23 protein-coding genes are annotated in these 25,016 nt (G+C 72.1%); 8 read left to right on the top strand and 15 right to left on the bottom strand.

From position 1 onward, the window contains the following. Positions 1–3,327: a branched-chain amino acid ABC transporter permease/ATP-binding protein gene (locus tag CW359_RS26810; RefSeq protein WP_105972707.1), complete on the top strand. Its 3,327-nt coding sequence runs from the start codon at positions 1–3 to the stop codon at positions 3,325–3,327. After that, a complete protein-coding gene (locus CW359_RS26815) occupies positions 3,324–3,974 on the top strand; it encodes an ATP-binding cassette domain-containing protein (protein WP_105972708.1) in 651 nt (216 codons plus the stop codon). The genes CW359_RS26810 and CW359_RS26815 overlap by 4 nt, the downstream gene beginning before the upstream one ends. 62 nt (positions 3,975–4,036) lie before the next feature. Here CW359_RS26815 and CW359_RS26820 read toward each other — a convergent pair whose 3' ends face one another. Beyond that, positions 4,037–4,732, bottom strand: a complete 696-nt coding sequence (locus tag CW359_RS26820) for a LysM peptidoglycan-binding domain-containing protein (RefSeq protein WP_105972709.1) — start codon at positions 4,730–4,732, stop codon at positions 4,037–4,039. 540 nt (positions 4,733–5,272) lie between these two features. Here CW359_RS26820 and CW359_RS26825 point away from each other — a divergent pair. Both CW359_RS26825 and CW359_RS26830 read left to right on the top strand, forming a co-directional pair. Next, positions 5,273–6,046 carry a hypothetical protein gene (locus CW359_RS26825; protein ID WP_105972710.1) on the top strand — a complete coding sequence of 258 codons (774 nt, stop codon included), beginning with the start codon at positions 5,273–5,275 and terminating at the stop codon, positions 6,044–6,046. Positions 6,047–6,199: 153 nt separating this feature from the next. After that, positions 6,200–6,628, top strand: coding sequence for a hypothetical protein (locus CW359_RS26830; RefSeq protein ID WP_105972711.1), 429 nt, complete (start codon positions 6,200–6,202; stop codon positions 6,626–6,628). A gap of 93 nt (positions 6,629–6,721) precedes the next feature. Here CW359_RS26830 and der read toward each other — a convergent pair whose 3' ends face one another. The 5 genes from der to aroH form a co-directional block, all read right to left on the bottom strand. Next, positions 6,722–8,194, bottom strand: coding sequence for a ribosome biogenesis GTPase Der (gene der / locus CW359_RS26835; protein WP_105972712.1), 1,473 nt, complete (start codon positions 8,192–8,194; stop codon positions 6,722–6,724). Positions 8,195–8,320: 126 nt separating this feature from the next. Next, on the bottom strand, positions 8,321–9,049 hold the full coding sequence (locus tag CW359_RS26840) for a lysophospholipid acyltransferase family protein (RefSeq protein WP_198655400.1): 729 nt from the start codon (positions 9,047–9,049) through the stop codon (positions 8,321–8,323). Next, on the bottom strand, positions 9,007–9,684 hold the full coding sequence (cmk, locus tag CW359_RS26845) for a (d)CMP kinase (protein ID WP_105972714.1): 678 nt from the start codon (positions 9,682–9,684) through the stop codon (positions 9,007–9,009). The genes CW359_RS26840 and cmk overlap by 43 nt, the downstream gene beginning before the upstream one ends. A gap of 122 nt (positions 9,685–9,806) precedes the next feature. Further along, complete coding sequence (locus CW359_RS26850) at positions 9,807–10,892, bottom strand: prephenate dehydrogenase (protein WP_105972715.1); 1,086 nt, start codon at positions 10,890–10,892, stop codon at positions 9,807–9,809. Continuing rightward, entirely contained in the window at positions 10,889–11,251 is a 363-nt protein-coding gene (aroH, locus tag CW359_RS26855) for a chorismate mutase (protein WP_105972716.1), read from the bottom strand. The genes CW359_RS26850 and aroH overlap by 4 nt, the downstream gene beginning before the upstream one ends. 271 nt (positions 11,252–11,522) lie before the next feature. Between aroH and CW359_RS26860 the strand changes: the two genes are divergently transcribed. The 4 genes from CW359_RS26860 to CW359_RS26875 all read left to right on the top strand — a co-directional run bounded on the left by CW359_RS26860 (position 11,523) and on the right by CW359_RS26875 (position 14,040). Beyond that, on the top strand, positions 11,523–12,194 hold the full coding sequence (locus CW359_RS26860) for a hypothetical protein (RefSeq protein ID WP_105972717.1): 672 nt from the start codon (positions 11,523–11,525) through the stop codon (positions 12,192–12,194). Positions 12,195–12,255: 61 nt separating this feature from the next. After that, the gene (locus CW359_RS26865; protein WP_105972718.1) at positions 12,256–12,840 is read left to right on the top strand and encodes a DUF6529 family protein; all 585 of its coding nucleotides are present in this window, start codon (positions 12,256–12,258) and stop codon (positions 12,838–12,840) included. Next, positions 12,837–13,253 (top strand): Rieske (2Fe-2S) protein, encoded by a 417-nt coding sequence (locus CW359_RS26870; protein WP_105972719.1) that lies wholly within the window; start codon positions 12,837–12,839, stop codon positions 13,251–13,253. The genes CW359_RS26865 and CW359_RS26870 overlap by 4 nt, the downstream gene beginning before the upstream one ends. A gap of 22 nt (positions 13,254–13,275) precedes the next feature. Beyond that, positions 13,276–14,040: a nucleotidyltransferase domain-containing protein gene (locus tag CW359_RS26875; RefSeq protein ID WP_105972720.1), complete on the top strand. Its 765-nt coding sequence runs from the start codon at positions 13,276–13,278 to the stop codon at positions 14,038–14,040. A 281-nt stretch (positions 14,041–14,321) separates the two neighbouring features. Here CW359_RS26875 and CW359_RS26885 read toward each other — a convergent pair whose 3' ends face one another. From CW359_RS26885 to CW359_RS26925, 9 genes are all read right to left on the bottom strand, one after another. Further along, positions 14,322–15,344 (bottom strand): ADP-ribosylglycohydrolase family protein, encoded by a 1,023-nt coding sequence (locus CW359_RS26885; RefSeq protein ID WP_105972721.1) that lies wholly within the window; start codon positions 15,342–15,344, stop codon positions 14,322–14,324. Beyond that, positions 15,341–16,168: an NUDIX hydrolase gene (locus CW359_RS26890; RefSeq protein WP_105972722.1), complete on the bottom strand. Its 828-nt coding sequence runs from the start codon at positions 16,166–16,168 to the stop codon at positions 15,341–15,343. The genes CW359_RS26885 and CW359_RS26890 overlap by 4 nt, the downstream gene beginning before the upstream one ends. Positions 16,169–16,457: 289 nt before the next feature. Beyond that, positions 16,458–17,645 (bottom strand): pseudouridine synthase, encoded by a 1,188-nt coding sequence (locus CW359_RS26895; protein ID WP_105972723.1) that lies wholly within the window; start codon positions 17,643–17,645, stop codon positions 16,458–16,460. Between the two features lie 11 nt (positions 17,646–17,656). After that, a complete protein-coding gene (gene scpB / locus CW359_RS26900) occupies positions 17,657–18,307 on the bottom strand; it encodes an SMC-Scp complex subunit ScpB (protein WP_105972724.1) in 651 nt (216 codons plus the stop codon). Then, a complete protein-coding gene (locus tag CW359_RS26905) occupies positions 18,304–19,413 on the bottom strand; it encodes a segregation and condensation protein A (RefSeq protein WP_105972725.1) in 1,110 nt (369 codons plus the stop codon). The genes scpB and CW359_RS26905 overlap by 4 nt, the downstream gene beginning before the upstream one ends. 17 nt (positions 19,414–19,430) lie before the next feature. After that, entirely contained in the window at positions 19,431–20,024 is a 594-nt protein-coding gene (locus CW359_RS26910) for a hypothetical protein (RefSeq protein WP_105972726.1), read from the bottom strand. Next, a complete protein-coding gene (locus tag CW359_RS26915) occupies positions 20,009–21,058 on the bottom strand; it encodes a ParA family protein (RefSeq protein WP_232838607.1) in 1,050 nt (349 codons plus the stop codon). The genes CW359_RS26910 and CW359_RS26915 overlap by 16 nt, the downstream gene beginning before the upstream one ends. Before the next feature lie 533 nt (positions 21,059–21,591). Next, on the bottom strand, positions 21,592–22,707 hold the full coding sequence (gene ald / locus CW359_RS26920) for an alanine dehydrogenase (RefSeq protein WP_105972752.1): 1,116 nt from the start codon (positions 22,705–22,707) through the stop codon (positions 21,592–21,594). 143 nt (positions 22,708–22,850) lie between these two features. Then, entirely contained in the window at positions 22,851–24,926 is a 2,076-nt protein-coding gene (locus CW359_RS26925; protein WP_105972753.1) for a tetratricopeptide repeat protein, read from the bottom strand. Positions 24,927–25,016: the final 90 nt, after the last annotated feature.

Here is a 25,016-nt window from a genome sequence, read left to right on the forward strand (position 1 = left end):
ATGGCGTCCCTGACGTACGACCTCACCCTCGCGGGTCTGTCGATCGGCGGCGCGGCGGCCCTCACCGGGATCGGTCTGATCGTCACCTACCGCGCGACCGGCGTACTGAACTTCGCGCACGGCGCCGTCGCGATGGTGTGCGCGTACGCGCTGCGGCAGTGCACGGTCGAGTGGGGCTGGCCCCTGTGGCTCGGCGCCCTGGTGACGCTGTTCGTGCTGGCCCCGGCGATCGGCCTGGCCCTGGAACGGTTCGTGTTCCGGCCGCTCGCGGTCCTGGGCGGCGATCCGGCACGGACCCTGGTCGCGTCGATCGGTGTGTTCGTGCTGCTGGTGGGCGGGGCCGTGCTGGTGTGGGGCCCCGGGGCGCGGGCGGACGCGCCCGAACTGGTGTCCGCGGACCCCTGGGGACAGCTGACGGTGGCCCTGGTGCTGGCCGCCGCAGTGGGCGCGGTCACCCGGTGGACGCGGTTCGGGCGGGAGCTGCGCGCGGTGGTCGACGACCGACAACTGGCGGTGCTGCACGGCATCGACGCGGACCGGGTCGCCGCGGCGGGCTGGGCGTTCGGCTCGTTCACGGCGGGCCTGACGGGCGTGCTGCTGGCTCCGTACGTCCGCCTGGACCCGTACGGCATGCCGCTGCTGGTGATGGAGGTGGTGGCCGTAGCGGTGGCCGCCCGGATGCGCAGCCTGCCTGTGGCGGTGCTGGTCGCGCTGGGCATCGGGGTGGCCCAGAGCCAGCTGACGCGCCTTCACCCCTCGGGCTGGGCGCAGCCGCTGCTGCAGGCGGTCGGCAGCAACCTCTTCGTGGTCGCGCTGCTGGTCGCGGCGCTGGTCCTGCCGGGCATCGGCACGCGGGACGCGCTCCCGCGCGCGGTACCGGTCCGTACGCCGACTCCGCCGGGCGTGTGGATCGTGGCGGGGGTGCTGTTCCTGCTGCCGCTGGGCTTCGCGGGCTCGGACCTGCATACGTCGGTCCAGGTGCCGGCGCTGGGCGTGGTGCTGCTGTCCCTGGTGGTGGTGACCGGCCGGGGCGGCCGGCTCTCGCTGGGCCAGGCGGCCTACGCGGGCCTGGGCGCCCTCTTCACGGCCCTGCTGGCGGCCGGCCGCTTCCCCGGCCTGCCCCGGCTCCCCGAACTGGCCGCGCTGGCGCTGGCGGTGCTCCTGGTGGCTCCCCTGGGCCTGCTGACGGGCTGGCCGGCGATCGGCCGCCACGGCCTGGCACTGGCGCTGGCCACCTTCGCGGTGGGCGTCGGGGTGAGCCGTTTCGTCTTCGCCCAGCCGTACGCCACGGCGGGCCTGACGGTGCACCGCCCGGCGGGCTTCGAGGGCGACCGCGCGTTCTACGTCCTGGAACTGGCCCTGCTGGCGCTCGCGTTGCTGGCGACACGCTTCCTGCGCGCGGGCCGCACGGGCCGGGCCCTGGCGGCGATGCGGGACGACGAGCGGGGCGCGTCGGCGGCGGGCGTACGGGTCCCGTCCCTGAAGCTCCTGGCCTTCGTCGCGGGCGCCTCCCTGGCCGCCCTCGGCGGCGCCCTCCTGACGATGGGCCTGCGCGCCTTCGACCCGAGCACGTTCGACCCCGTACGCGGCCTGCTGTGGTTCGCCGCGGTGGTGGTCCTGGGCGCCGACAGCACCCTGGGCGCACTGACGGCGGCGGCCCTGCTGGTGGGCCTGGACGCGGGGGCACGGGGCGGGATGGCAGCGGCCCTGATCGGCGTACTGGCGACCCTGACGGGCCGCTTCCCGACCGGCCCGTACGAGGCCCTGCGCGCAGCGACAGCACGACTGCGACCGGGACAGGGGGCGGCGCGACTGACGCCTCTGGGGGTTGCCGTGCGGGACCGGGTGCGGGCTACGGGGCTTGGGCGACAGGGGGGCACAGGGCGCGGGCGGGTGGGGGTGACGCGACATGGGCGGCTGGAGACGGCAGCGCGGGGAGGGCCGGAGGGCACCTCGCACGGGCGGCCTGGGGCAGCGAGGTCCGGACCGCCGGAGGGCACCGCACACGGACGGCCGGATGCGGCACGACCCGGACAGCCGGAATCCGCCCCGCCCGGACAGCCGAAGGCGGCCCCGCCAGGACCGCTGGAGGCAGCGCGGCCCGGGCCACCGGAACCCACGCCGCACGAACAGTCGGAGGCGACACCACACGGACGACCGGAAGCGGCGCGGCCCGGGCCACGGGAAGCCGCACCCCACGGACGGCTGGAGGGCACCCCACGCGGACAGCCGGAGGACGCCCCACGCGGACGACCGGAGGCAGCGCGGCCAGATCCACCGGAACCCTCCCCACACGGACAGCCGGAGGCGGCGCGCCACCGGCAGCCGGGGGCCGCCCCGCACGAACGACCGGAAGCAGCACGGCCCGAACCACCGAAAGCCGCACCACACGAACAGCTGGAGGCAACCCCGCACGGACAGCCGGAGGCTGCGCCGTCCGGACCGCCAGAGGTCACCCTGCCCGGGTCGCCGGAGGCGGCCTCGCGCAGACGGCCGGTCGGCGCCCCGGCCAAGCCGTCGGAAGCCGCCCCGCGCGGACGGCTGCTGGGCAAGGGCGCATCACGGGCCGCCCCGCCCGCTCCCCCAGTTGCCCCGCGACTTTCTCGGGCCGCCCCCGGCGGCTCCTCCCCCGCACCGCTCCTGCGCGCGCGTGGCCTCCACGTCCGCTACGGCGGCTTCGCCGTGCTCGGTGGGGTGGATCTCGACGTTCGGCCCGGGCGGGTCGTCGCGGTGGTCGGGCCCAATGGGGCCGGGAAGAGCACCCTGTTCCACTGTCTTGCCGGAACCGTGCGTCCCACGCGCGGGAAGGTGTTCTTCGGGGCGCGGGACATCACGCGGCTCGCCGCCCACGCCCGTACCCGGCTCGGTGTCGCCCGGACCTTCCAGCAGCTGGCCGTCTTCCCGTCGTTGACGGTCTCCGAGAACGTCCGGGTGGGCGCCGAGCAGGGCCGTGTCGCCGATCCGGCGGCGGTGGAGCGGGCCTTGCGGCTGTTCGGGCTCCAGGGGCCCGTACGTTCGCTGCCCGCCGCCGACCTGCCGACAGGCACCCTGCGCCGGGTCGAGCTGGCCCGCGCGCTCGCCGGCTCCCCGCGCGTCCTGCTCCTCGACGAACCCGCCGCCGGTCTCGACACCGCCGAGGTCGCCGCGCTGACCCGCGTGCTGCGCGCTCTCGCCGCCGACGGCACCGCCCTGCTGGTCGTCGAGCACGACCTCGACCTGGTCGCCGACCTGGCCGACGAGGTCCATGTGCTGGCGGCGGGCCGGATCGTCGCGTCCGGGCCGCCCGGGCAGGTCCTCGGCGCCCTGGAAGCGACGGTGGGCCGATGAGCACCCTCGCCCTGCGGCACGCGCGCGTGCGGTACGGCCCACTGGAGGCCCTGCACGGCGTCTCCCTCACGGCGCCCGGTCCGGGCCTCACCGTCCTGCTGGGCCGCAACGGCTCCGGCCGTACGACCGTCCTGCGTGCCCTCGCCGGAACGGTGCCGCTGTCCGGGGGCGCGGTGGTGTGGGACGGGGTCGACGTGACCCGGGTGTCCGCGTACGAGCGGGCCCGGCGCGGGCTGTGTCCGGTGCCGGAACGGCGAGCCGTGTTCGGGTCGCTGACGGTCCGGGAGAATCTGGAACTGGCTGACGCCGACCCCGCCGCCGCGCTCGCCGCGTATCCCCAGTTGGCGCCCCTGCTGTCGCGCCGCGCGGGCACCCTCTCCGGCGGTGAGCAGCGCATGCTCGCGCTCTCCCGTGCCCTGTCGGCACGCGCGTGCGTGGTGCTCGTCGACGAGCCCGCCCAGGGCATGTCACCGGCGGTCGCGGCACACACGTACGAACTGCTGAGCGCCTTGGACGCCTGTGTGGTCGTCGCCGAGCAGCGGCTGCCGCCCGGTCTGCGGGGGAAGCGGGCCCTCGTGTACGAACTGCGCCGGGGCGCGGTCGTGTTCAGCGGGGAGGCGGCAGAGCTGGACCGCCCGTCGGGGTGAACGCCGGTGCCCCACCCGGTCCGGACCGGGTGGGGCACCATGCGCGACTCAAGGGGCGCGGCTCAGATGTCGAGTTTCTGGCCGGGCATGATCAGGTCGGGGCTGTCGCCGATGACGGCCTTGTTGGCGGCGTAGAGGTGCTGCCAGGTGGTCGTGTACCGGGCGGCGATGCCGCTCAGGGTGTCGCCCGCGCGGACGGTGTAGTCACCGTCGCCCCGGGACGAGCTGCGGTTGGTGTGGACGGGTGCGCGCTCCGGCGCCTTCGACGGGGCCTTGGAAGCGGTGGACCCGCCTGAACCTGTCGCCTTCTTGGTCGACTTCTTCGTCGACTTGGTCGACTCGCCGGTGGCCGAACCGGAGCCCGAGTCGGAGCCCGATGCGGCGGGAGCGCTCCCGGAGGCACCGGCGCGCGCCGAACAGGTGGGCCACGCGCCCCAGCCCTGGGCGCCCTGCACCTTGGTGGCCACGGCGATCTGCTGGGACCTGCTGGCCCCGTCGGCGGTGGCCGCGTAGGCCGTCCCGCCGTAGGCACGCCAGGTGCTCGCGGAGAACTGGAGTCCTCCGTAGTACCCGTTGCCGGTGTTGATGTGCCAGTTGCCGCCGCTCTCGCACTGGGCGATGCGGTCCCACACCCCGCTGTCCGCCGCCGCGGCGTTGCCGGTCGCGGCCAGCAGTCCGAGCGGGGCGAGCAGGGCCGCCCCGGCGAGGACCGCCGTCTTGCGCGTCTTGCGGGTGTAACTATCGGCACATTCGGACATGTAGATCCCTCTCCACAGACCCGGGCTTCCCCCTGGACGGAACGCGTCGGCCGCGTGAAGACGCGGTCGGCACACTCCGTCCCGTCCGTCGGCGTGGTGCTGCGCGGTGTCTGGTTCTGCGCGGCCGGCGGACGTACCCGAGCGGTGCTAGGTGCACACGGCGGAGGAATCTATGGACCCTGACGAGGCGTTATCAACCAACTCCCCGTTCTCCCAGGCCAGTTCAGGGTTACCGCAGGTATCGGTGAATTCCGGCCACCCACTTAATTCCCGCATTTCCTGATTTGTCGACCAGCTACTCGGACAAACTGTGAGTCAGTTCACCAAACCAACTTCCGTAACCTGTCCGTTACTTGACATGGAGTGCCCGATTCCGCACCCAACGTGACCGTGTGCACGGGATGGTTCGATTCCGTGCGTCGTGCAGCGTGACTCCCGCCACAGATCGCCCGTTGTCATCTTCATGAGCCCGGACTGTCCGGGCCCACCGGCCGGGGGCGACCCGGCCCCGCCACGTACCGCATCCCGAGGGAGCCACCCGTGCCGCGCATGCTCGATGTCAGCGACGAGGTCCGCGCCGAGATCGGCGACGAAGAAGCCGACCGGCTGCTCGCCGGTGACAACGCCCCGGGCAGTTACGACTGCACGTCCTGCCGCACGCCGGGCGACTCCGCCCAGGAGCGCACCAGCACCGTCCTGTTCATCGGGGACGAGACCGCCGTCCTCGCCTTCGCCCACGCGGGCTGCCTGCCCTCGCAGGTCGTCCAGGTCACCGAGGAGCAGCTCCAGGGCGCGGTCCGCTCCATCAACGCCGACGAGGAGGCCCCCATGGCCGCACCCGAGCAGGCCGTCCTGGGAGTCACCAGCGGACTGGTCCTGATCGAGGGCGAGTTGCACCCCGCCCTGGTCGTCGAACCGACGGCCCCCATCGTCCGCCCCGGCTCGACCGGCGCGGGCGACGACTTCCTGCCCCTCCTCATCGAGCAGGGCTTCATGCCGCTGACCGAGCTGACGGAGGTACCGCCCGTGCTGCACGGCTGGTCGGTGCTGCTCGCGGCGGGGCAGCTGCACGCGGTGCTGCAGCCGGGGCCGGGCGGCGCGTCCGCGGTGGCCTGGTGGCAGGCGCACCAGCCGCTCCAGGTGACGGAGAGCTGGCGTGCCGCCGCCAACAAGCACCAGCAGGTGCTGGTGTTCGCGGCGCCGGTGGGGTCCATCGGGCGCCAGCCCCGGGAGGACCTGCTGCGGGACGCGCTCGACAAGGCCGCGGGGGTCGGCAAGTTGGTCGCGAGTGCGCTCCCGCTTGCGGGCACCTGAGCGCCGTAGGGGTCGGGAGCTTCGGTGACTTGGCGGCTTGCGGCTGAGTGTGGCTGGTCGCGCAGTTCCCCACGCCCCTTCGCGGGCGCTGCGCGCCCTGCAAAATTCGGACATTGGCCGCATCCGTTCTGCGGTGGGGTCGTTTGGACGTGTGTGCACACCTACGATGTCCCCCGCCGTCAGTCCTACCTCAGCGGTCCGTCGGCCACGCCGATCTACGACGCGCTCTACGCCGAGTACGGCAAGTCCTTCCGGTCGCGGCCGGGTGACCGGAGCGGTGAGGAGGAGTTGAACTTCACGGCTTTCGGGACCAGCCCGTACGGCGGCTCGAACGGCTACGGCTCGCGGGGCTTCGGTTCGCACAACTCCGGCTCGTACAGCGCCTACAGCGCGGGGGCGTTCAGCGCGCGCACCGGTGGCGGGCAGCCGTCCGTCTGGCAGCGGGTCGGTCAACTCGACGCGCAGCAGGGGCAGACGGCGACCGCGACCGCCGTGTGGCAGACCGGCGTACGGCAGCAGCACTACACCGGCATGACCCACATCCCGGCGGCACTGCCACCGGGACCGCGCCGGGGCCAGTGAACACCATCTGCACGTGACTGAGGGCGGCTCCCGATCGGGGGCCGCCCTCAGTCATGTGGACCGCATCGGTCAGTTCACCGGATACCTCACCGGTTACTTCTTCCTGCCGCGCTTCTCGCGCACCCGCACCGAGATGTGGATCGGGGTGCCGTCGAAGCCGAACTCCTCGCGCAGGCGGCGCTCGATGAAGCGGCGGTAGCCGGCCTCGATGAAGCCGGAGGCGAAGAGCACGAACCGCGGCGGCTTGGTGCCCGCCTGGGTGCCGAAGAGGATGCGCGGCTGCTTGCCGCCCCGGACGGGGTGCGGGTGGGCGGCGACCAGTTCGCCGAGGAAGGCGTTCAGCCGGCCTGTCGGGACCCGGGTCTCCCAGCCCGCGAGGGCGGCCTCGATCGCGGGGACCAGCTTCTCCATGTGGCGGCCGGTGCGCGCCGAGACGTTGACGCGGGGCGCCCACGCCACCTGGGCCAGCTCGGTCTCGATCTCCCGTTCCAGGTAGTAGCGGCGCTCCTCGTCGAGCGTGTCCCACTTGTTGTAGGCGAGGACGATCGCCCGGCCCGCCTCGACGGCCATCGTCACGATCCGCTGGTCCTGAATGGAGATGTTCTCGGAGCCGTCGATCAGGATGACCGCGACCTCGGCCTTCTCCACGGCGGCGGCCGTGCGCAGCGAGGCGTAGTAGTCGGCGCCCTGCTGGAGGTGGACACGCTTGCGGATGCCCGCCGTGTCGATGAACTTCCAGGTGACGCCGCCGAGTTCGATCAGCTCGTCGACCGGGTCACGGGTGGTGCCCGCGATCTCGTTGACGACGACCCGCTCCTGGCCCGCCACCTTGTTCAGCAGCGAGGACTTGCCGACGTTCGGGCGCCCGATGAGGGCGATCCGGCGCGGGCCGCCGACCCCGACGCCGAAGGTCTGCGCGGGCGCCTCGGGCAGCGCCTCCAGGACGGCGTCCAGCATGTCGCCGGTACCGCGGCCGTGCAGCGAGGAGACGGGGTGCGGCTCGCCGAGCCCGAGGGCCCACAGGGCCGTGGCGTCGGCCTCGCCGCTCGGTCCGTCGACCTTGTTGGCGCACAGCACGACGGGCTTGCCGGCCTTGCGCAGCAGCCGTACGACGGCCTCGTCGGTGTCGGTGGCGCCGACCTTGGCGTCGACGACGAAGACGACCGCGTCGGACGCCTCGATGGCGTACTCGGCCTGCGCGGCCACGGAGGCGTCGATGCCGAGGACGTCCTGCTCCCAGCCGCCGGTGTCGACGATCTTGAAGCGCCGCCCGGCCCATTCGGCCTCGTAGGTGACGCGGTCGCGGGTGACGCCGGGCTTGTCCTCGACGACGGCCTCGCGGCGGCCGATGATGCGGTTGACGAGGGTCGACTTGCCGACGTTCGGCCGTCCGACGACGGCGAGGACGGGCAGCGGCCCATGTCCCGCCTCGTCGATCGCGCCCTCGACGTCCTCGATGTCGAAGCCCTCGACCGCGGCGAGCTCCATGAACTCCGCGTACTCGGCTTCGCCAAGCTCTCCGTGCTCGTACTCTCCCGAGCCCTCGGAGGGAATGTGGTCGTTCATGAAGTCCGTACCTCGTTCATCGTGGTGATCGGTGGAACCCCCGGTTGTCGGGTGATCCACTACTCGAAATGCTCGAACCGCTCAAGTACTCGGCTCAAGTACTCGGCGCGAGTACTCAAGTGTCGCTCAGTGCCCGGCAGGGCGCCCGGCGTTCTCCTGCCGGCCGGTGAGCCGTCTGGCGTTGTCCAGGTGGGCGGTGAGGTGCTTCTGGATGCGCACGGTCGCCTCGTCGAGCGCCGCGCGCGTACGCCGCCCGCTGCCGTCACCCGCCTCGAACGGGTCTCCGAAGACCACGTCGACGCGGCTGCGCAGCGGGGGCAGCCCCTTTATCAACCGTCCGCGCCGGTCGGTGCTTCCCAGGACGGCCACCGGAACGACGGGAGCGCCGCTGCGGACGGCGAAGTAGGCGAGCCCGGACCGCAGCGAGGCGAAGTCGCCGTCCCCCCTGCTGCCCTCGGGGAAGATCCCCAGGACGCCGCCCCTGGCCAGCACACCCAGGGCCTGGGTGATCGCCGTACGGTCGACGGTCGAGCGGTCCACCTCCACCTGGCCGAGGGAGCGCATGAAGGTGGCGAGCGGACCGACGAACGCCTCCTTCTTGACCAGGAAGTGCGACGCGCGGGGCGCCACGCCGATGACCATGGGGCCGTCGATGTTGTGCGAGTGGTTGACGGCGAGGATCACGGGTCCGGTCGCGGGCACCTTCCAGGCGCCGAGGACACGCGGCTTCCACAGCCCGTACATCAGGCCGACGCCGATGCGCCGTCCTACCTCGGCTCCCCGCTCCGTCGGAGTGTCCGACGCGTCGTCGCTCACTTCGCGTCCCGCTTCTCCTTGACGAGGGTGACGACGCACTCGATGACCTGCTGGAGGGTCAGCTCGGAGGTGTCGACCTCCACCGCGTCGTCCGCCTTGGCGAGCGGCGAGGTCTTACGGCTGGAGTCGGCCGCGTCCCGCTTCAGCAGCGCCTCACGGGTGCTGTCGACGTCGGCGCCCTTCAGCTCACCGCTGCGCCGGGCGGCACGCGCCTCCGGGGACGCGGTGAGGAAGATCTTCAGGTCGGCGCCGGGCAGCACGGTCGTGCCGATGTCCCGCCCCTCGACGACGATCCCCGTCGCGGCGGACGCGGCGATGGACCGCTGCAGCTCGGTGATGAGCGCACGCACCTCGGGCACCGCGCTCACCGCGCTGACCTTGGAGGTGACCTCCTGGGTGCGGATCGGGCCGCCGACGTCGGTGCCGTCCACGGTGATCGTCGGGTTCTCCGGGTCCGTACCGGAGACGATCTCCGGCTTGCCGGCCACGGCGGCGATCGCGGAGGGGTCCGTGATGTCGATGCCGTTGCTCACCATCCACCAGGTGATCGCCCGGTACTGGGCCCCGGTGTCCAGATAGCTGAGCCCGAGCTGCGCGGCAACGGCCTTCGACGTGCTCGACTTGCCCGTGCCGGAGGGCCCGTCGATGGCGACAATCACTGCGGCGCGATCCACTGTGGAGGCACCTTTCCTGGTCCGGGGTGGTGGGGTGGGGGCGCTTGATGCCCCGGACAAGGTTACTGGGTGCGGGTCACTCGTCCGGCCGCACGTGTCTCGGCGCGACGACGGCGCACCCCCTACTGCCGGATCGCCCACCCGCGCTCCCGCAGCGACGCCGACAGCACCGGCGCCGCCTTCGGCTCCACCATCAGCTGCACGAGGCCCGCCTGCTGCCCGGTCGCGTGCTCGATCCGTACGTCCTCGATGTTGACGCCCGCCCGTCCCGCGTCGGCGAAGATGCGGGCCAGCTGTCCGGGCTGGTCGTCGATCAGCACGGCGACCACCTCGTACGCCCGCGGCGCGGACCCGTGCTTGCCCGGCACCCGTACCTGCCCCGCGTTGCCGCGCCGCAGCACGTCCTCGACCCCGGAGACGCCCTCGCGCCGCTTCTCCTCGTCGGAGGACTGCAGGGACCGCAGCGCCCGCACCGTCTCCTCCAGGTCGCCCGCGACATCGGTGAGAAGGTCGGCGACCGGCCCCGGGTTGGCGGACAGGATGTCGATCCACATGCCGGGGTCGGAGGCGGCGATCCGGGTCACGTCCCGGATGCCCTGCCCGCACAGCCGTACGGCGGCCTCCTCGGCGTTCTCCAGCCGCGCGGCGACCATGCTGGACACCAGGTGGGGCATGTGGGAGACGAGGGCGACAGCGCGGTCGTGGGCGTCGGCGTCCATGACGACGGGGACGGCACGGCAGTGCGAGACCAGTTCGAGGGCGAGGTTCAGCACCTCGGTGTCGGTGTCCCGGGTCGGCGTCAGCACCCAGGGACGGCCCTCGAAGAGGTCGCCGGTCGCGGCCAGCGGGCCGGACTTCTCCCGGCCCGACATGGGGTGCGAACCGATGTACGACGCCAGGTCGAGCCCCAGCGCCTCCAGCTCGCGGCGCGGTCCGCCCTTGACGCTGGCCACGTCGAGGTAGCCGCGCGCGACCCCCCGGCGCATCGCGTCGGCGAGCACGCCGGCGACGTACGCGGGCGGTGCGGCGACGATCGCGAGGTCGACCGGCCCCTCCGGCGGCTCGTCGGTACCCGCTCCCAGGGCGGCTGCCGTACGGGCCTGCTCGGGGTCGTGGTCGGCGAGGTGGACGACGACGCCCCGGGAGGCGAGGGCGAGCGCGGCGGACGTACCGATGAGGCCCGTGCCGATGACGAGTGCGGTTCTCACTGGGCGATGTCCTTGCGCAGGGCGCCCGCGGCACCGAGGTAGACGTGCGCGATGTCGGCGCGGGGCAGATCGGACTCGATGTGGGCGAGGATGCGGACCACGCGCGGCATGGCGCCCTCGATGTCCAGTTCCTGCGCGCAGATCAGCGGTACGTCGACGATGCCGAGCTTGCGGGCCGCGGCGGCCGGGAAGTCGCTGTGCAGGTCGGGGGTGGCGGTGAACCAGACGCTGATCAGGTCGTCCGCGGTGAGGCCGTTGCGCTCCAGGACCGCGGTGAGCAGCTCGCTGACCCGCTCGTCCATGTGCCCGGCCTCGTCCCGATCCAGTTGGACGGCGCCCCGGACCGCTCGTACCGCCACGGTGATGCTCCTTGCTGATGTACATATTCGAAGCTGATGTACGTATTCGGATCTACGTATCGGCTCTTGGCGCGTCCAGCCTAGTCAGCCCGCGCGCGGCGGACGTCCGGCGCCCGCCCCCTGAGACGCGCCGCGTCACGCGCGCGGGACCTTGCCAATGTCACCCGATTCGCCCCAATCCGCGACTCGGGGCGCGAACACGCCCGTGCGCTCTGGACGCCAGGGCGGGAGTCCGCTCTCATGGCAGGAAACTCGCCTCGGGGGAGGCCCGATGAAGCGCACCGGACCGCTTTTCACACTGCTCGCGGGGCTGTTGTTGGCCCTGTTCATGCTGTCGCTCAACGCGACCACGGGGACCGAGCCCGCGTCCACGTCCCAGGCGGACACACCCGCGGACAAGGTGTCACCGTCCCCGGCCCCGACGAAGGCGCCCGCGACCCCGACCCCTTCTCCGTCACCGTCGCCCACCAAGGTCCCCGTACCGAACGCCGACTACGCTGGCCGCACGGACGACGACTCCGCCGCGGTGTCGGTCTCGCTGCGTAACGGCAGGGCGATCGCGTACTTCTGCGACGGGCGCGACAAGGAGTCGTGGCTCAAGGGCGACGTCGAGGACGACGGCTCCATGAAGCTCACCGGCAAGGGCGGCTCCGTGCTGAACGGCACCCTCAAGGGCAAGGGCATCCGCGGCACGGTCGACATCGAGGGCGGGCACTACGCCTTCACCGCGGACAAGGCGGTCAAGCCGTCGGGGCTGTACCGGGCGACCGCGACCGTCCGGAACGCCGAGATCGACGGCGGCTGGATCGTGCTGTCCACCGGGGACCAGGTCGGCATCCTCAACCGCAACGGCAAGCCCTCTCCCGCGCCCCGGATCGACCCGGAGACCGGCGCGGTCACGATCGACGGCGAGTTGCTGACGGCCCGCCCGGTCACCCCGTGAAGCACCGCCTCCAGCCGCCAGGGACAGGTCCAGACGCAGGGACAGCGACAGGGAGCCGAACATGACCGTGGACCCGAACGCCGCCACCCAGAGCTTCCCGCCCCGCCCGCCGGCCCCCGGCGGCCCGAGCGCGGCCCGCTATCTCGTCCCCGCGCTCGTCGCCGCCGCCGTGGCGCTGGCCCTCGGGGTGTACGGCAAGGTCCACGACCCGGAGGGCACCGCCTTCAACCTGGCCGGGTTCAGCAGCACGGGCGCGGTGAAGTCCTGGCTCGCGACGGCGGCGTTCGGCTTCGCGCTCGTCCAGGTCGTGTCGGCGGCGATGGTGTACGGGAAGCTGCCGGGCCCGAGCTGGTCGGGAACGCTGCACCGCTGGTCGGGCCGGATCGCGTTCCTGACGGCGGTCCCGGTAGCGGTGCACTGTCTGTACGCTTTCGGATATCAAACATACGATTCACGAGTTATGTGGCACTCCCTCCTGGGTTGCTTCTTCTTCGGCGCTTTCAGTGCAAAGATGCTGCTGCTTCGCTGGGAGCGACTGCCCGGCTGGCTGCTGCCGGTCGTCGGCGGACTGGTCTTCAGCGTCCTGACGATCGTCTGGCTGACTTCCGCCCTCTGGTTCTTCCGCACTTTCGGAGTGACGACATGACGCAAGGCCCGACACGACGCACGGTCCTCCTCGTGACGGGCGCGGCGGCGCTCACGGCGGGCTGCAGCGAGTACGGCAACGAGTCGTCGTCCTCCTCCGAGGAGTCCGGGGCGAACAGCTCCCCGGGGCAGGAGCTGGCCAAGACGGCCGAGATCCCGGTCGGCGGCGGCAAGATCTTCAAGGACGAGCAGGTCGTGGTGACACAGCCCAAGGAGGGCGAGTTCAAGGCGTTCACCTCGATCTGCACGCACCAGCAGTGCCCGGTGGCGAACGTCTCGGACGGCACGATCAACTGCACCTGCCACGGCAGCAAGTTCAGCATCACGGACGGTTCGGTGACCAAGGCGCCGGCGACACAGCCGCTGGCGGCGAAGAAGATCACGGTGACGGGAAATTCGATCACCCTGGCGTGAGGGTCGCGCGTACGCTCCCGGAATGCGCCCGCATCCCACCCCCGAGTCCCCCGAGGCCCTGGTCCGGGACCACACGATCTACGCCTGTGTGATGGGTTCGCGCGCCTTCGGCCTGGCGACGGACGGCAGCGACACCGACCGACGCGGGGTGTTCCTGGCGCCCACTCCCCTGTTCTGGCGGTTCGAGAAGCCGCCCACGCATGTGGAGGGCCCCGCGGAGGAGCAGTTCAGCTGGGAGCTGGAACGCTTCTGCACCCTGGCTCTGCGCGCCAACCCGAACATCCTGGAGTGCCTGCACTCCCCGCTCGTGGAGTACGCCGACGACACCGGCCGTGAACTCCTGTCCCTGCGCGACGCGTTCCTCTCCCGCCAGGCGCACGAGACGTTCGCGCGCTACGCCCTCGGCCAGCACAAGAAGCTGGAGGCCGACGTCCGCGTGCACGGCGCCCCGCGCTGGAAGCACGCGATGCACCTGCTGCGCCTCCTGACGAGCTGCCGCGACCTGCTGCGCACGGGCACCCTGACGATCGACGTGGGCGACGAGCGCGAACGCCTGCTGGAGGTGAAGCGGGGCGAGGTGCCGTGGCCGGAGATCGAGTCCTGGATGACCCGCCTGGCGGCGGAGGCGGAGACGGCGGCCCACCGCAGCCCCCTCCCCGAGGAGCCGGACACCCGGCGCGTGGAGGACTTCCTGATCCGCGCCCGGCGTGCCTCAGCCCGCGAGCCGGACCCGTACGACGAAGTCGTGCAGGAGGTCGCGCGCGGTGGTGGCCTCCGGCAGCCCTGAGCGGTCCTGCGCCTCGTCCAGGACCACGTGCAGCCGGCTCCACATCGCCCGCCACGCGCGCGTGGTCGAGATCGGCCGCCCCGCGCTCCCGCTCGGCCTTGGCCGCGACCAGCTCGGGCCGAGCCGGATCCAGCCGACGTGTCCAGTGCCCCTTCGAGGCCGACCCAGGCACCCCCAAGCCCGTCCGGCGTTCGAGGACGAGGCCGTTCAGGGCCGAAGCGGGGCTCCGGGGGCGCCGCCCCCGGTGAGGACACACACCGGCACACGCACTACTGCCTCCGTCAGGAGTCCCAGAGCGCTCCCAGGGTCTGCAGGTCACCCCCGTACTCGATCCGGTCCGCCCAGCGGGTCGGCCAGGCGTCGGTGCCGTGCCAGGCGCCCGCGAAGGCTCCGGTGAGGCAGGCGATCGAGTCCGAGTCGCCGGAGGTGCAGGCGGCGCGGCGCAGGGCGGTGAGGGGCTCGCCGGGGAAGAGCAGGAAGCACAGCAGGCCGGTGGCGAGGGCCTCCTCGGCGGTCCAGCCGGCGCCGGTGGCGAGGCAGGGGTCGTCCTCGGGCGAGGCGGTGCGGACTGCGCGCTGCAGCCGGTCCAGGATCTCCAGGCACTCGTCCCAGCCGCGGGCGATGAACGCCTCGGGGCTCGCGTCGTGGCTGTGCGTCCACAGGTCGCCGAGCCAGCGGTGGTAGTAGTGGCTGCGGCTCTCGTGCGCGTACGTGCGGAGCAGGGTCACCAGTACGGCCGGGTCGGCGCCCTGGGCGAGCAGCCGTACGGCGTGCGCGGTGAGGTCGGAGGCGGCCAGGGCCGTCGGGTGGCCGTGGGTGAGCGCGGCCTGAAACTGGGCGGCGCCCGCGCGCTGTTCGTCGCTCAGGCCCGGGAGCAGGCCCACGGGCGCCACGCGCATGTTGGCGCCGCAGCCCTTCGAACCGATCTGGCTGGCCTCCTGCCAGGGCAGCCGCTGCTTCTCCAGCAGGTTGCAGGCGACCAGGCAGGTGTGGCCGGGCGCCCGGTTGTTGTCCGGCGACCGGAACCACTTCACGAACTCCTCGCGCACCGGCCCTTCCATCCCCGCGGGGGTGAGCAGCCCCCGGTCCATGGCCGCGCGCAGACCGTGCGCGAGCGCCAGGGTCATCTGCGTGTCGTCGGTGACGATCGCGGGCGTGGGCAGCTCCATGTGCCGCCATGGACCGGACTTGGCGAGGATGGAGGGGATGTCGTTGAACTCGGTCGGGAAGCCCAGGGCGTCGCCGAGCGCGAGCCCGATCAACGCCCCGCTCGCGGCACGCTTCCTGACGGTCGTGGTGGTCATTCGGGGCGTCCTTCCGGTGACGTCGGTACTGGTGAGGAGGAAGACGGAGAGGGTGTGGACGGGGGTGATGCGGGCGACACCGACGTGGTCGGGCGCAGCAGCGGCGGGTGCAGGGTGGCCGCGGTGCCCGCGCGGTAGAGCGCGGCGGGTTTGCCCCGGCCACCGGTGAGACGTGCGGCGCCCGGTACCGGTTCGACGAATCCCGGCGTGGCGAGCACTTTTCGGCGGAAGTTGGGCGGGTCGAGGGCGGTGCCCCACACGGTCTCGTAGACCTGCCGCAGCTCGCCGAGGGTGAACTCGGGCGGGCAGAAGGCCGTCGCGATGCAGGAGTACTCCAGCTTGGCGCCGACCCGGTCGTGGGCGTCGGCCAGGATGCGGTCGTGGTCGAAGGCGAGCGGTCCGAGCGCGTTGTAGCGCAGCCACTGGGCCTGTGCCGCGTCGCCGCCGCCGTGCGGTTCGGGCGCGTGCGGCAGCAGGGCCGCGAAGGCGACGGAGACGACCCGCATCCTCGGGTCGCGGTCGGGCTCGCTGTAGGTGCGCAGCTGTTCCAGGTGCAGTCCGGAGACGTCCGACAGGCCGGTCTCCTCCGCGAGTTCGCGCCGGGCGGCGGTCTCCGCGGACTCGTCGGGCAGGACGAAGCCCCCGGGCAGCGCCCAGCGGCCGGCGTACGGCTCGTGGCCGCGCTCGACGAGGAGCACGTGCAGCGCGCCCGCGCGCAGGGTGAGGACGGCCAGGTCGACGGTGACGGCGAAGGGCTCGAAGGCGTACTTGTCGTAGCCCTCGGGGGCCCGTCCCCGCGCCGTTCCGTTCAAAGGCGCGGTCATGTCCGCCCACCCCCTCACACTCGCTCTTTATGGTCACCATGATCAATAGTCATACCGACTATAAAGAGCGCCGGCACCCCGCACAAGCGTCTTGACGACTCCCTTACGCCAAAATCCCCTCAGCGGCCCCTCAGGCGCCCAGGAGGGCTCGCGAGACCCCCGGACACCGGGAGGAGTGCCGGAGCCTCTCCAGGGCGAACGGATGGCCGCTGGCGGCCTCCGGGCAGACAGAAGCGGCCGGCCCCGGAGAACTCCGGAACCGGCCGCCTGGCACAACCGCTCGGCGCCGCTACAGATCGACTTCCTGCATCAGCATGCCGACCTCGGTGTTGGACAGCCTGCGCAGCCAGCCCGACTTCTGGTCGCCCAGGGTGATCGGACCGAAGGAGACGCGCACCAGCTTGTCGACCGGGAAGCCGGCCTCCGCGAGCATGCGGCGCACGATGTGCTTGCGGCCCTCGTGGAGGGTGACCTCGACGAGGTAGTTCTTGCCGGTCTGCTCGACGACCCGGAAGTGGTCCGCGCGCGCGTACCCGTCCTCCAGCTGGATGCCCTGCTTGAGCTGCTTGCCCAGGTCGCGCGGGATCGGGCCCACGATGTGCGCGAGGTAGACCTTCTTCACGCCGTACTTGGGGTGGGTCAGCCGGTGCGCCAGTTCACCGTGGTTGGTGAGCAGGATGACGCCCTCGGTCTCGGTGTCGAGCCGCCCGACGTGGAAGAGCCGCGTCTCGCGGTTCGTCACGTAGTCGCCGAGGCACTGCCGGCCCTCGTTGTCCTCCATCGTGGAGACGACGCCCGCGGGCTTGTTCAGCGAGAAGAACTGGTACGACTGCGTGGCCACGGTCAGCCCGTCGACCTTGATCTCGTCGTTCTCGGGGTCGACGCGCAGCCCCTGCTCCACCACGATCTCGCCGTTGACCTCGACCCGGGACTGCTCGATCAGCTCCTCGCAGGACCGCCGGGAACCGTAGCCCGCGCGCGCGAGGATCTTCTGGAGCCGTTCGCCCTCCTGCTCGGCGCCCGGGAACGTCTTGGGGAGCTTGACGTCCTTCTTGTCGGCGTACCGCTCCCGGTTGCGCTCCTCGGCCCGCGCGTCGTACTCGCGAGAGGTCGCCGGGACCCAGCGCCCCCGCCCGGTGCCGGCCTGGCCCTGCTTGGGACCGCCCTTGGCACCCCCGCGCGCGGAGGCACCGCGCCCGGACTTCGGACCGTCCGGGGTCGCCGCCGGTCCCACGTCGTACCGGCGCTCCTCGGGGCGGGGCTTCTTCGGCCGCCCGCCCTGCTTGTCGTCGCGGTCGTTGCCGGCGCCACGGGGGTTGCCGCGGCCTCCGCCGCTCGCCCCGCGACCTCCGCCGCTCGCCCCGCGACCTCCGCCGCTCGCCCCGCGACCCCCGCCACTCCCGCCGCGGCTGCCGCTGTTGCCACCACGGCTCCCGCCGTTGTTTCCGCTGCTGTTCCTGCCGCTGCTGCTTCGCATCAAATTTCCGTCTAGTCGTCTGCGTCGTCTGTACCCGGAGCATCTGGAGCGTCCGGATCGAACGACGGAACACCTTCCTGCGTCTCGGCCTCGATCGCGTCCGCCTCCGGAAGGAAGGGCGCGAGCTCCGGGAGCTCGTCCAGGCCACGCAGGCCCATTCGCTCCAGGAAGTAGTTCGTCGTCACGTACAGGATCGCACCTGTTTCGGGTTCCGTGCCCGCCTCCGCCACCAGACCCCGCTGGAGGAGGGTGCGCATCACACCGTCACAGTTCACTCCGCGCACCGCGGAGACCCGGCTGCGGCTGACCGGCTGCCGGTACGCGACGACCGCGAGCGTCTCCAGCGCGGCCTGGGTCAGCCGGGCCTGCTGGCCGTCCAGGACGAAGCGCTCCACGGCCAGGGCGTACGCGGCCCGGCTGTAGAACCGCCAGCCGTTCGCGACGTGCCGCAGCTCGAAGCCGCGCCCCTGTGCGGCGTACTCGCCCGCCAGCTCGCGCAGCGCCCTGGTGATCTGCCGCTTCGGCCGCTCCAGGATCTTCGACAGGTGTTCCTCGGTCGCGGGCTCGTCCACGACCATGAGGACGGCTTCCAGGGCCGGCTTCAGATCGAGGTCGGCGACGCCGAGCGGCCCCGCCGACACCTCGGTGGTCTCGTCGCTCACGCCTTCTCCTCCTGCTCCTGCTGCTCCTTCTGCGGCTTCTCCTCCGGCACCTCAGGCGGCCGGTCGAACTCGTCGGTGACCGTGGGCGCCTCGTCGCCCTCCCCGCCCGTCCAGCGCACCACCAGCTCCCCCAGGGCGGTCTCCTGGTCCAGGGCGACGGCCTTCTCCCGGTACAGCTCCAGCAGGGCCAGGAAGCGCGCCACGACGGTGAGGGTGTCGTCGGCGTCCGCGACGAGGTCCTGGAAGGTGGCCTCGCCCAGCTCCCGCAGCCGCGCGACCACGATCCCGGCCTGCTCCTGGACGCTCACCAGGGGCGCGTGGATGTGGTCGACGTACACCTGGGGCCTGGGCTTCGGCTGCATCGCCTTCACGGCGAGCTTCGCGAACCCCTCCGCCCCGATGCTGATGACGACCTCGGGCAGCAGCTCGGCGAGATGGTCCTCAAGTCCGACCGTACGGGGATAACGGCGGGCCTCGTCGTCGAGGCGGCGGCTGAGGATGTCGGCGATCTGTTTGTACGCCCGGTACTGGAGCAGCCGCGCGAACAGCAGGTCCCGTGCTTCCAGGAGGGCCAGGTCGGCCTCGTCCTCGACCTCGGCGGCGGGCAGCAGCCGCGCGGCCTTCAGGTCCAGCAGGGTGGCCGCGACGACCAGGAACTCGGTCGTCTGGTCGAGGTCCCAGTCCGGGCCCATCGCCCTGATGTGCGACATGAACTCGTCGGTCACCTTGGAGAGGGCGACCTCGGTGACGTCCAGCTTGTGCTTGGAGATCAGCTGGAGGAGGAGGTCGAACGGCCCCTCGAAGTTGGCGAGCCGGATCCTGAAGACCCCGTCATCGGGTTCGGCGGGCGGAGCGGCCTCGGCGAGCGGGGCGGGCTCGGCAGGCGGCGCGGGCTCCGGTTCGGGCTCCGGACCGGTTTCCGGTTCCGCTGCCGGAACCGGGGTCTCCGGTACGTCCTCGGCCACCGGAACGACCGCGACCGGCTCCTCGGGAGCCTCGACGCGCTCCTCGACCGGAACCGGCGGCGAGCCCCCCGGACCCCGCCCCAGCACACGCCGACGGCCGGCGGGGCCGGGGCCGGATGCGGGGGCGTCGTTCGAGGTCATGGCCCCGCAGGCTACCGCTAGCGCCCGCGCAACCGTCGTACGAGGATGCTCGCGTCTCCGCGGGACTCCAGATCCGCGAGGACCACCGCGACCGCCTCGCGCACGATCCGTCCGCGGTCGACCGCGAGGCCGTGCTCGCCCCGGAGCACCAGACGCGCGTGCTCCAGGTCCATCAGCTCCTCGGCGGAGACGTACACCGTGATCTTCTCGTCGTGCCGCTCGCGCCCGCTGGGCCGCCGCGAGGGCGCCCGTCCGCGCTTGCGGGACGCCGACACCGACTGCGGTGAGGGCCCCTGCTGTCCGGAGGCAGAACCTTCCTGCTCCCCCGGCCGCCGTCCCGAACGCTCCGCGGTGGCCGCGCGGCTGCGCGACTCCCCGGCGTCGCCGGGGTCCGCGCCGGTGGCGACATGCTCGTCGCCGTCGCCGTCACCGCCCTGGACGGGCACCGAGTGCGGCGCGTCCGCCGCGGCGGCCCCGTCGCTCTCCCCGGCGGGACCCGGTACCCGGGGCTCGCCGCCCGCCTGGCGCCTGGGAGTGGACGACTGGAGCGCCATGCCCCCGGTGGTACGGAACAGCTCGTCGGCCCCCGGCAGACTCACTCGGCGTGACACCGGGCGAGCACCTCCCTGGCGAGCTGGCGATAGGCGGCGGCACCGACGGAGTTGGAGGCGTACGTCGTGATCGGCTCACCGGCGACCGTGGTCTCCGGGAAGCGGACCGTGCGCCCGATGACCGTGTGGTAGACGTGCTCGTCGAAGGCCTCGACGACCCGTGCGAGCACCTCACGGCTGTGCACCGTGCGCGAGTCGTACATCGTGGCGAGGATGCCGTCGAGCTCCAGCTCCGGGTTGAGCCGCTCCTGGACCTTCTCGATGGTCTCCGTCAGCAGCGCGACACCGCGCAGGGCGAAGAACTCGCACTCCAGAGGCACTATCACCTTGTGAGCCGCCGTCAGGGCGTTCACCGTGAGCAGGCCGAGCGAGGGCTGACAGTCGATCACGATGTAGTCGTAGTCGGCCATGAGCGGCTTGAGGGCGCGCTGGAGCGTCGACTCGCGCGCGACCTCCGACACCAGCTGCACCTCGGCCGCCGACAGGTCGATGTTGCTCGGCAGCAGGTCCATGTTCGGGACCGCGGTCTTCAGGAGGACCTCGTCCGCGGACATCCCCCGCTCCATGAGCAGGTTGTAGACCGTCAGGTCGAGTTCCATCGGGTTCACCCCGAGGCCCACGGAGAGGGCGCCCTGCGGGTCGAAGTCGACCAGCAGGACCCGGCGTCCGTACTCCGCGAGCGCGGCACCCAGGTTGATGGTCGACGTGGTCTTGCCCACGCCGCCCTTCTGGTTGCACATCGCGATGATCGTCGCGGGTCCGTGACTGGTCAGCGGACCCGGGATCGGGAAGTACGGCAGCGGGCGTCCGGTCGGACCGATGCGCTCGCGGCGCTGTCGGGCCGCGTCGGGCGCGAGCGTGGCCGCGTACTCCGGATCGGGCTCGTACTCGGCGTCGGGGTCGTAGAAGTGCCCGTCGGGCAGTTCGTCGTAGTCGGCGAAGTGGTTGTGGACCCCGCCACTACCGTCGCCGGCCATGGCGTTCACGTGATGGCCATCCATGCTCATGTGTGCTGGCTGAGTCACCACCGGCATCCGGTGACCCTGGTGGGCTGCGAAGGTGCGGACGGCTACGGAGCCGACAGCCGCGAGCTCCGTGGGGCCCGAGCCCCGCGCCGGCGTTCCTGGTTGACCACCCCCGGGAGTAAATGTCGACTCATTCACAAGTCGTCTTACCTCCTTGGTGACCAGGAAACTTCTCGATAGGTCAGCGTGGCACCATGCCGACGGTTGGCGACTCTATGGCGTGTCGGCCGTTCGCAGCAACACAATCCGCCGGACCCGGCCCGATGTGTCGGCAATGAAACATCCCTCTGTCAAGGGCGTACGGCCGTCGCACGGCAGGTTCCACCGGTGCGCGAATCGGTTGAAGCGTTACGTTCGAGGCGAGTTGAACGAGTGTCGCAAAGTGACCATACACACATCCGGCCGGACCTTGTCGGGCAAGGTCCGGCGGGGTGCGGGGCGTTGACGAGGCCTGTTGACGTATCGCCTTTTACCCGCTGATGACTTGGTCTTTTTGTCGACCGGGAGGCCCTGCGGAGCGGCCCGGCGGGCCAGGTCACGACTCAGCCGAGCAGCGACTCCAGTTCGACGTGCTCCAGCCCGTGCGCCTCGGCGACCTCGCGGTAGACGACCTTGCCGTCATGGGTGTTGAGGCCCTTGGCGAGCGCCGGATCCCGGCGCAGCGCGGCGACCCAGCCGCGGTCGGCGAGTTCCACGATGTACGGCAGCGTGGCGTTGGTGAGGGCGTAGGTCGAGGTGTTGGGCACCGCGCCGGGCATGTTGGCGACGCAGTAGAAGACCGATCCGTGGACGGGGAAGGTCGGTTCGGCGTGGGTCGTGGGGCGCGAGTCCTCGAAGCAGCCGCCCTGGTCGATCGCGATGTCGACGAGCACGCTTCCGGGCTTCATCCGCGACACGAGTTCGTTGGTGACGAGCTTCGGGGCCTTGGCGCCGGGGATGAGCACGGCGCCGATCACGAGGTCGGCGTCCAGGACGGCCTTCTCCAACTCGAAGGAGTTGGACATGATCGCCCGGACCTTGGTGCCGAACACCTTGTCGGCCTCGCGCAGCTTGTTGATGTCGCGGTCGAGCAGCGTGACGTGGAAGCCCATGCCCACGGCGATCTGCGTGGCGTTCCAGCCGGAGACGCCGCCGCCGATGACGACGGCCCGCGCGGGCTGCGTGCCGGGGACACCGCCGGGGAGCACACCGCGTCCGCCGACCGAGCGCATCAGGTGGTAGGCGCCGACCTGCGGGGCCAGCCGGCCGGCGACCTCCGACATCGGGGCGAGCAGCGGCAGGGCGCGACCGGGCAGTTCGACGGTCTCGTACGCGATCGCGGTGGTGCCGGACGCGACGAGCGCGTCGGTGCACTCCTTGGAGGCGGCCAGGTGCAGGTACGTGAAGAGCGTCTGGTCCTTGCGGAGGCGGTGGTACTCCTCGGCGATGGGCTCCTTGACCTTCAGCAGCAGGTCGGCGCTGGCCCACACCTCGTCGGCCGTCTCCAGGATGCGCGCGCCCGCGGCCACGAACTCGTCGTCCGTGATCGAGGAGCCGACGCCGGCGTTCCGCTCGATGACGACCTGGTGGCCGTGGCGCACCAGTTCGTGCACTCCGGCCGGGGTGATGGCCACGCGGAACTCGTTGTTCTTGACCTCGCGGGGGATGCCGACCTTCACGTCGATCACGGTCCTTGGCTCAGAGGGTGTGGGGGCATAGCAATACATACCCGGACGTGCGAGGGCACACCAGGAGACCGCAGGAGAAGGCGCGGTAGAGCCAGTTTAATGAAGGCGTTCTCGGTGTCTAGCCTTTCAATGCATCAATCTTCGACTGATGTACTACGGATTTCGTAGGCGTTAGCACCGTGTTCCGCCTCTGGATCATCCGTAGGGCCCTCCGGCTCGTCGTCCAGCAGCCGCTCGGCCGCACCCCGGTGCAGCCGCGCCGCCGCCGGATCGCCGAGGTGCTCCAGCGTGTCGGCCAGCCGCAGCTGGAGCGCCGCCTGCAGCCGTACGTCGTCCGCGCGCCGCGCCCACTCCACCGCCTCCTGGCAGGTGCGCAGCGACTCCTCGGGCCGCCCGGCGTACTCCTGGACCCGGGCCAGCTCGCTCAACGCGCGCGCGTGGGCGCCCACATCGCCGTTCTTGCGGTGCCCGGCCACCGCGGCACGCCAGTTGCGCAGCGCCTCGCCGTAACGGCCCGCGTAGGTGTGCGCGGCGGCGATACGGCCGTACAGCCGGGCGGCGTCCTCGCGCTCGTCGCGCGCCAGGCGCTGGGCGAGCGCGCGGCCGTACCAGTCGGCGGCCCGGTCGTGGTCCCCCAGCTCCTGGTGCGCGCCCCCTACGGATTCCATCGCGCGCCCGGTCGCATACGGGTCGTTCGCCTCGCGTCCGGCGTCCAGCGCGGCCCGGTAGCGGGCCAGCGCGTCGGTCGTACGGCCGGTCTGGGCGTCCAGGTCGGCGAGGTTCAGCAGGGCGGCGGCCCGTTCGCGGGGCAGGTTCCGGCGTTCGGCGACGTCGAGGACGAGCCGGTGGACGCCGTACAGGTCGGGTGCGGCGGCCTGGGTGCCGATGTGCGCGACCATCGCCTTGACCAGGGCCGACATCAGGCGGCGGGCCAGCGTGTCCAGTTCCCCGTCGGCGACGGCCGTGCGCGCGGCGGCGAGCAGGGCGGGCCTGCGGATGGTCAGCCAGTCCGCCGCCGCCCTCGGGTTGGGGAAGCGCAGCGTGCTGGGCGTGCCGAGGAGCTTCTCGCGGGCCAGCGGGCTGTCGGTCTCGGTGATCGCCCGGCAGGACACCAGCAGCCGTACCGTCCGCTCCAGCATCCGCGCGCGGGCCAGCTGCAGTTCGGCCGGACGGTCCTGGGAGTCCGCCAGAGGGCGCAGGAGGGGCAGCAGGCAGCCGGGGACCTCGTACTGCGGCAGAGGCGAGTCAACGGCCGTCAGGAGGCTCAGGGCGACGAAGTCGTCCAGGGTGGCGCGGGCGCCGCCGACGGAGCAGCCGGCCAGCGCGGAGGCCGTCTGGGGGTCCACGAGGCCGCCGGGGGCCAGGGAGAGCAGTCGCAGTATCCGGGCGGCCGGGGTCGGCAGCGAGGCGTACACGAGGCGGAAGACGCGGCTCAGGGCGGTGCCGTCGTCGCCCTCGGCGTGCAGTTGTTTCGCGAGGTCGGAGACCGCCGACTTGGGCCGGGCCGCGAGCCAGCCGCCGGCCAGCATCAGCGCGGCGGGCTGGCCCTGGCAGACCTCGGCGAGTCCTTCGGCGGAGCGCGGGTCCACGGTGACGCGTACGGAGCCCGTGAAGCGGCCCAGCAGCTCCACGGCGGACTTGGTGTCGAGGCCGCCCAGGGTGCACGGGCGGACGTCGGAGATCCCGGTCAGCGGGCCGCCGGAGACCGCGACGGCGAGGCAGTCGGGGTTGTCCGGGAGCAGCGCGTCGACCTGCTCGGCGTCGGCCGCGTCGTCGAGCAGGAGCAGCATCCGCCGGTCGGCCAGCGCGTCGCGCAGCGCCTCGGACAACTCGTCCTCGTCGGCGCCCGGCGGGGTCGGCAGGTCCAGGGCGGTGAGCAGTTCGCGCGCGGTGCGTTCGGTCGGCACGCGCGTGCCGTCGGGTTCGGCGAGGCGGGCCCGCAGCACGCCGTCCGGGTAACTGTCCGCGACCTGCCGGGCCAGCTCCTCGGCGAGGGCGGTGCGGCCCGATCCCGGCTTGCCCGCGATGAGCAGCACGCGTGCGCGTGGCGCCTTCCGGCCCGCGAGGGTGTCGAGTCCGGTGCGCTCGATGTCGGCGCGCAGCTCCTTCAACTCGCGTGTCCGGCCGAGGAACTGACTGACCGTAGGAGCGGGCGGCCGATCATTTCCGGACAGCTTCGTGCCGTCTGTGTCCACCGCCTGATCCGCCACGGGCCACACTCCCGTCCACCTGCACGCGCAAGCCCGCCGGGACTCCGGTTCGGGCGTTTCCAGAGCCTAGTTCACGCTCTGCAACGATCT

The organism is Streptomyces geranii (assembly GCF_002954775.1).
Taxonomy (GTDB): Bacteria; Actinomycetota; Actinomycetes; order Streptomycetales; family Streptomycetaceae; genus Streptomyces; species Streptomyces geranii.

Bases quoted from the DNA above. Each gene is read 5' to 3' on its own strand.
- CW359_RS26810 (WP_105972707.1), top strand. From the start codon at position 1: ATGGCGTCCCTGACGTACGACCTCACCCTCGCGGGTCTGTCGATCGGC.
- CW359_RS26815 (WP_105972708.1), top strand. From the start codon at position 3,324: ATGAGCACCCTCGCCCTGCGGCACGCGCGCGTGCGGTACGGCCCACTG.
- CW359_RS26820 (WP_105972709.1), bottom strand. From the start codon at position 4,732: ATGTCCGAATGTGCCGATAGTTACACCCGCAAGACGCGCAAGACGGCG.
- der (WP_105972712.1), bottom strand. From the start codon at position 8,194: ATGAACGACCACATTCCCTCCGAGGGCTCGGGAGAGTACGAGCACGGA.
- CW359_RS26860 (WP_105972717.1), top strand. From the start codon at position 11,523: ATGAAGCGCACCGGACCGCTTTTCACACTGCTCGCGGGGCTGTTGTTG.
- CW359_RS26865 (WP_105972718.1), top strand. From the start codon at position 12,256: ATGACCGTGGACCCGAACGCCGCCACCCAGAGCTTCCCGCCCCGCCCG.
- CW359_RS26870 (WP_105972719.1), top strand. From the start codon at position 12,837: ATGACGCAAGGCCCGACACGACGCACGGTCCTCCTCGTGACGGGCGCG.
- CW359_RS26875 (WP_105972720.1), top strand. From the start codon at position 13,276: ATGCGCCCGCATCCCACCCCCGAGTCCCCCGAGGCCCTGGTCCGGGAC.
- CW359_RS26885 (WP_105972721.1), bottom strand. From the start codon at position 15,344: ATGACCACCACGACCGTCAGGAAGCGTGCCGCGAGCGGGGCGTTGATC.
- CW359_RS26890 (WP_105972722.1), bottom strand. From the start codon at position 16,168: ATGACCGCGCCTTTGAACGGAACGGCGCGGGGACGGGCCCCCGAGGGC.
- CW359_RS26895 (WP_105972723.1), bottom strand. From the start codon at position 17,645: ATGCGAAGCAGCAGCGGCAGGAACAGCAGCGGAAACAACGGCGGGAGC.
- CW359_RS26905 (WP_105972725.1), bottom strand. From the start codon at position 19,413: ATGACCTCGAACGACGCCCCCGCATCCGGCCCCGGCCCCGCCGGCCGT.
- CW359_RS26915 (WP_232838607.1), bottom strand. From the start codon at position 21,058: ATGCCGGTGGTGACTCAGCCAGCACACATGAGCATGGATGGCCATCAC.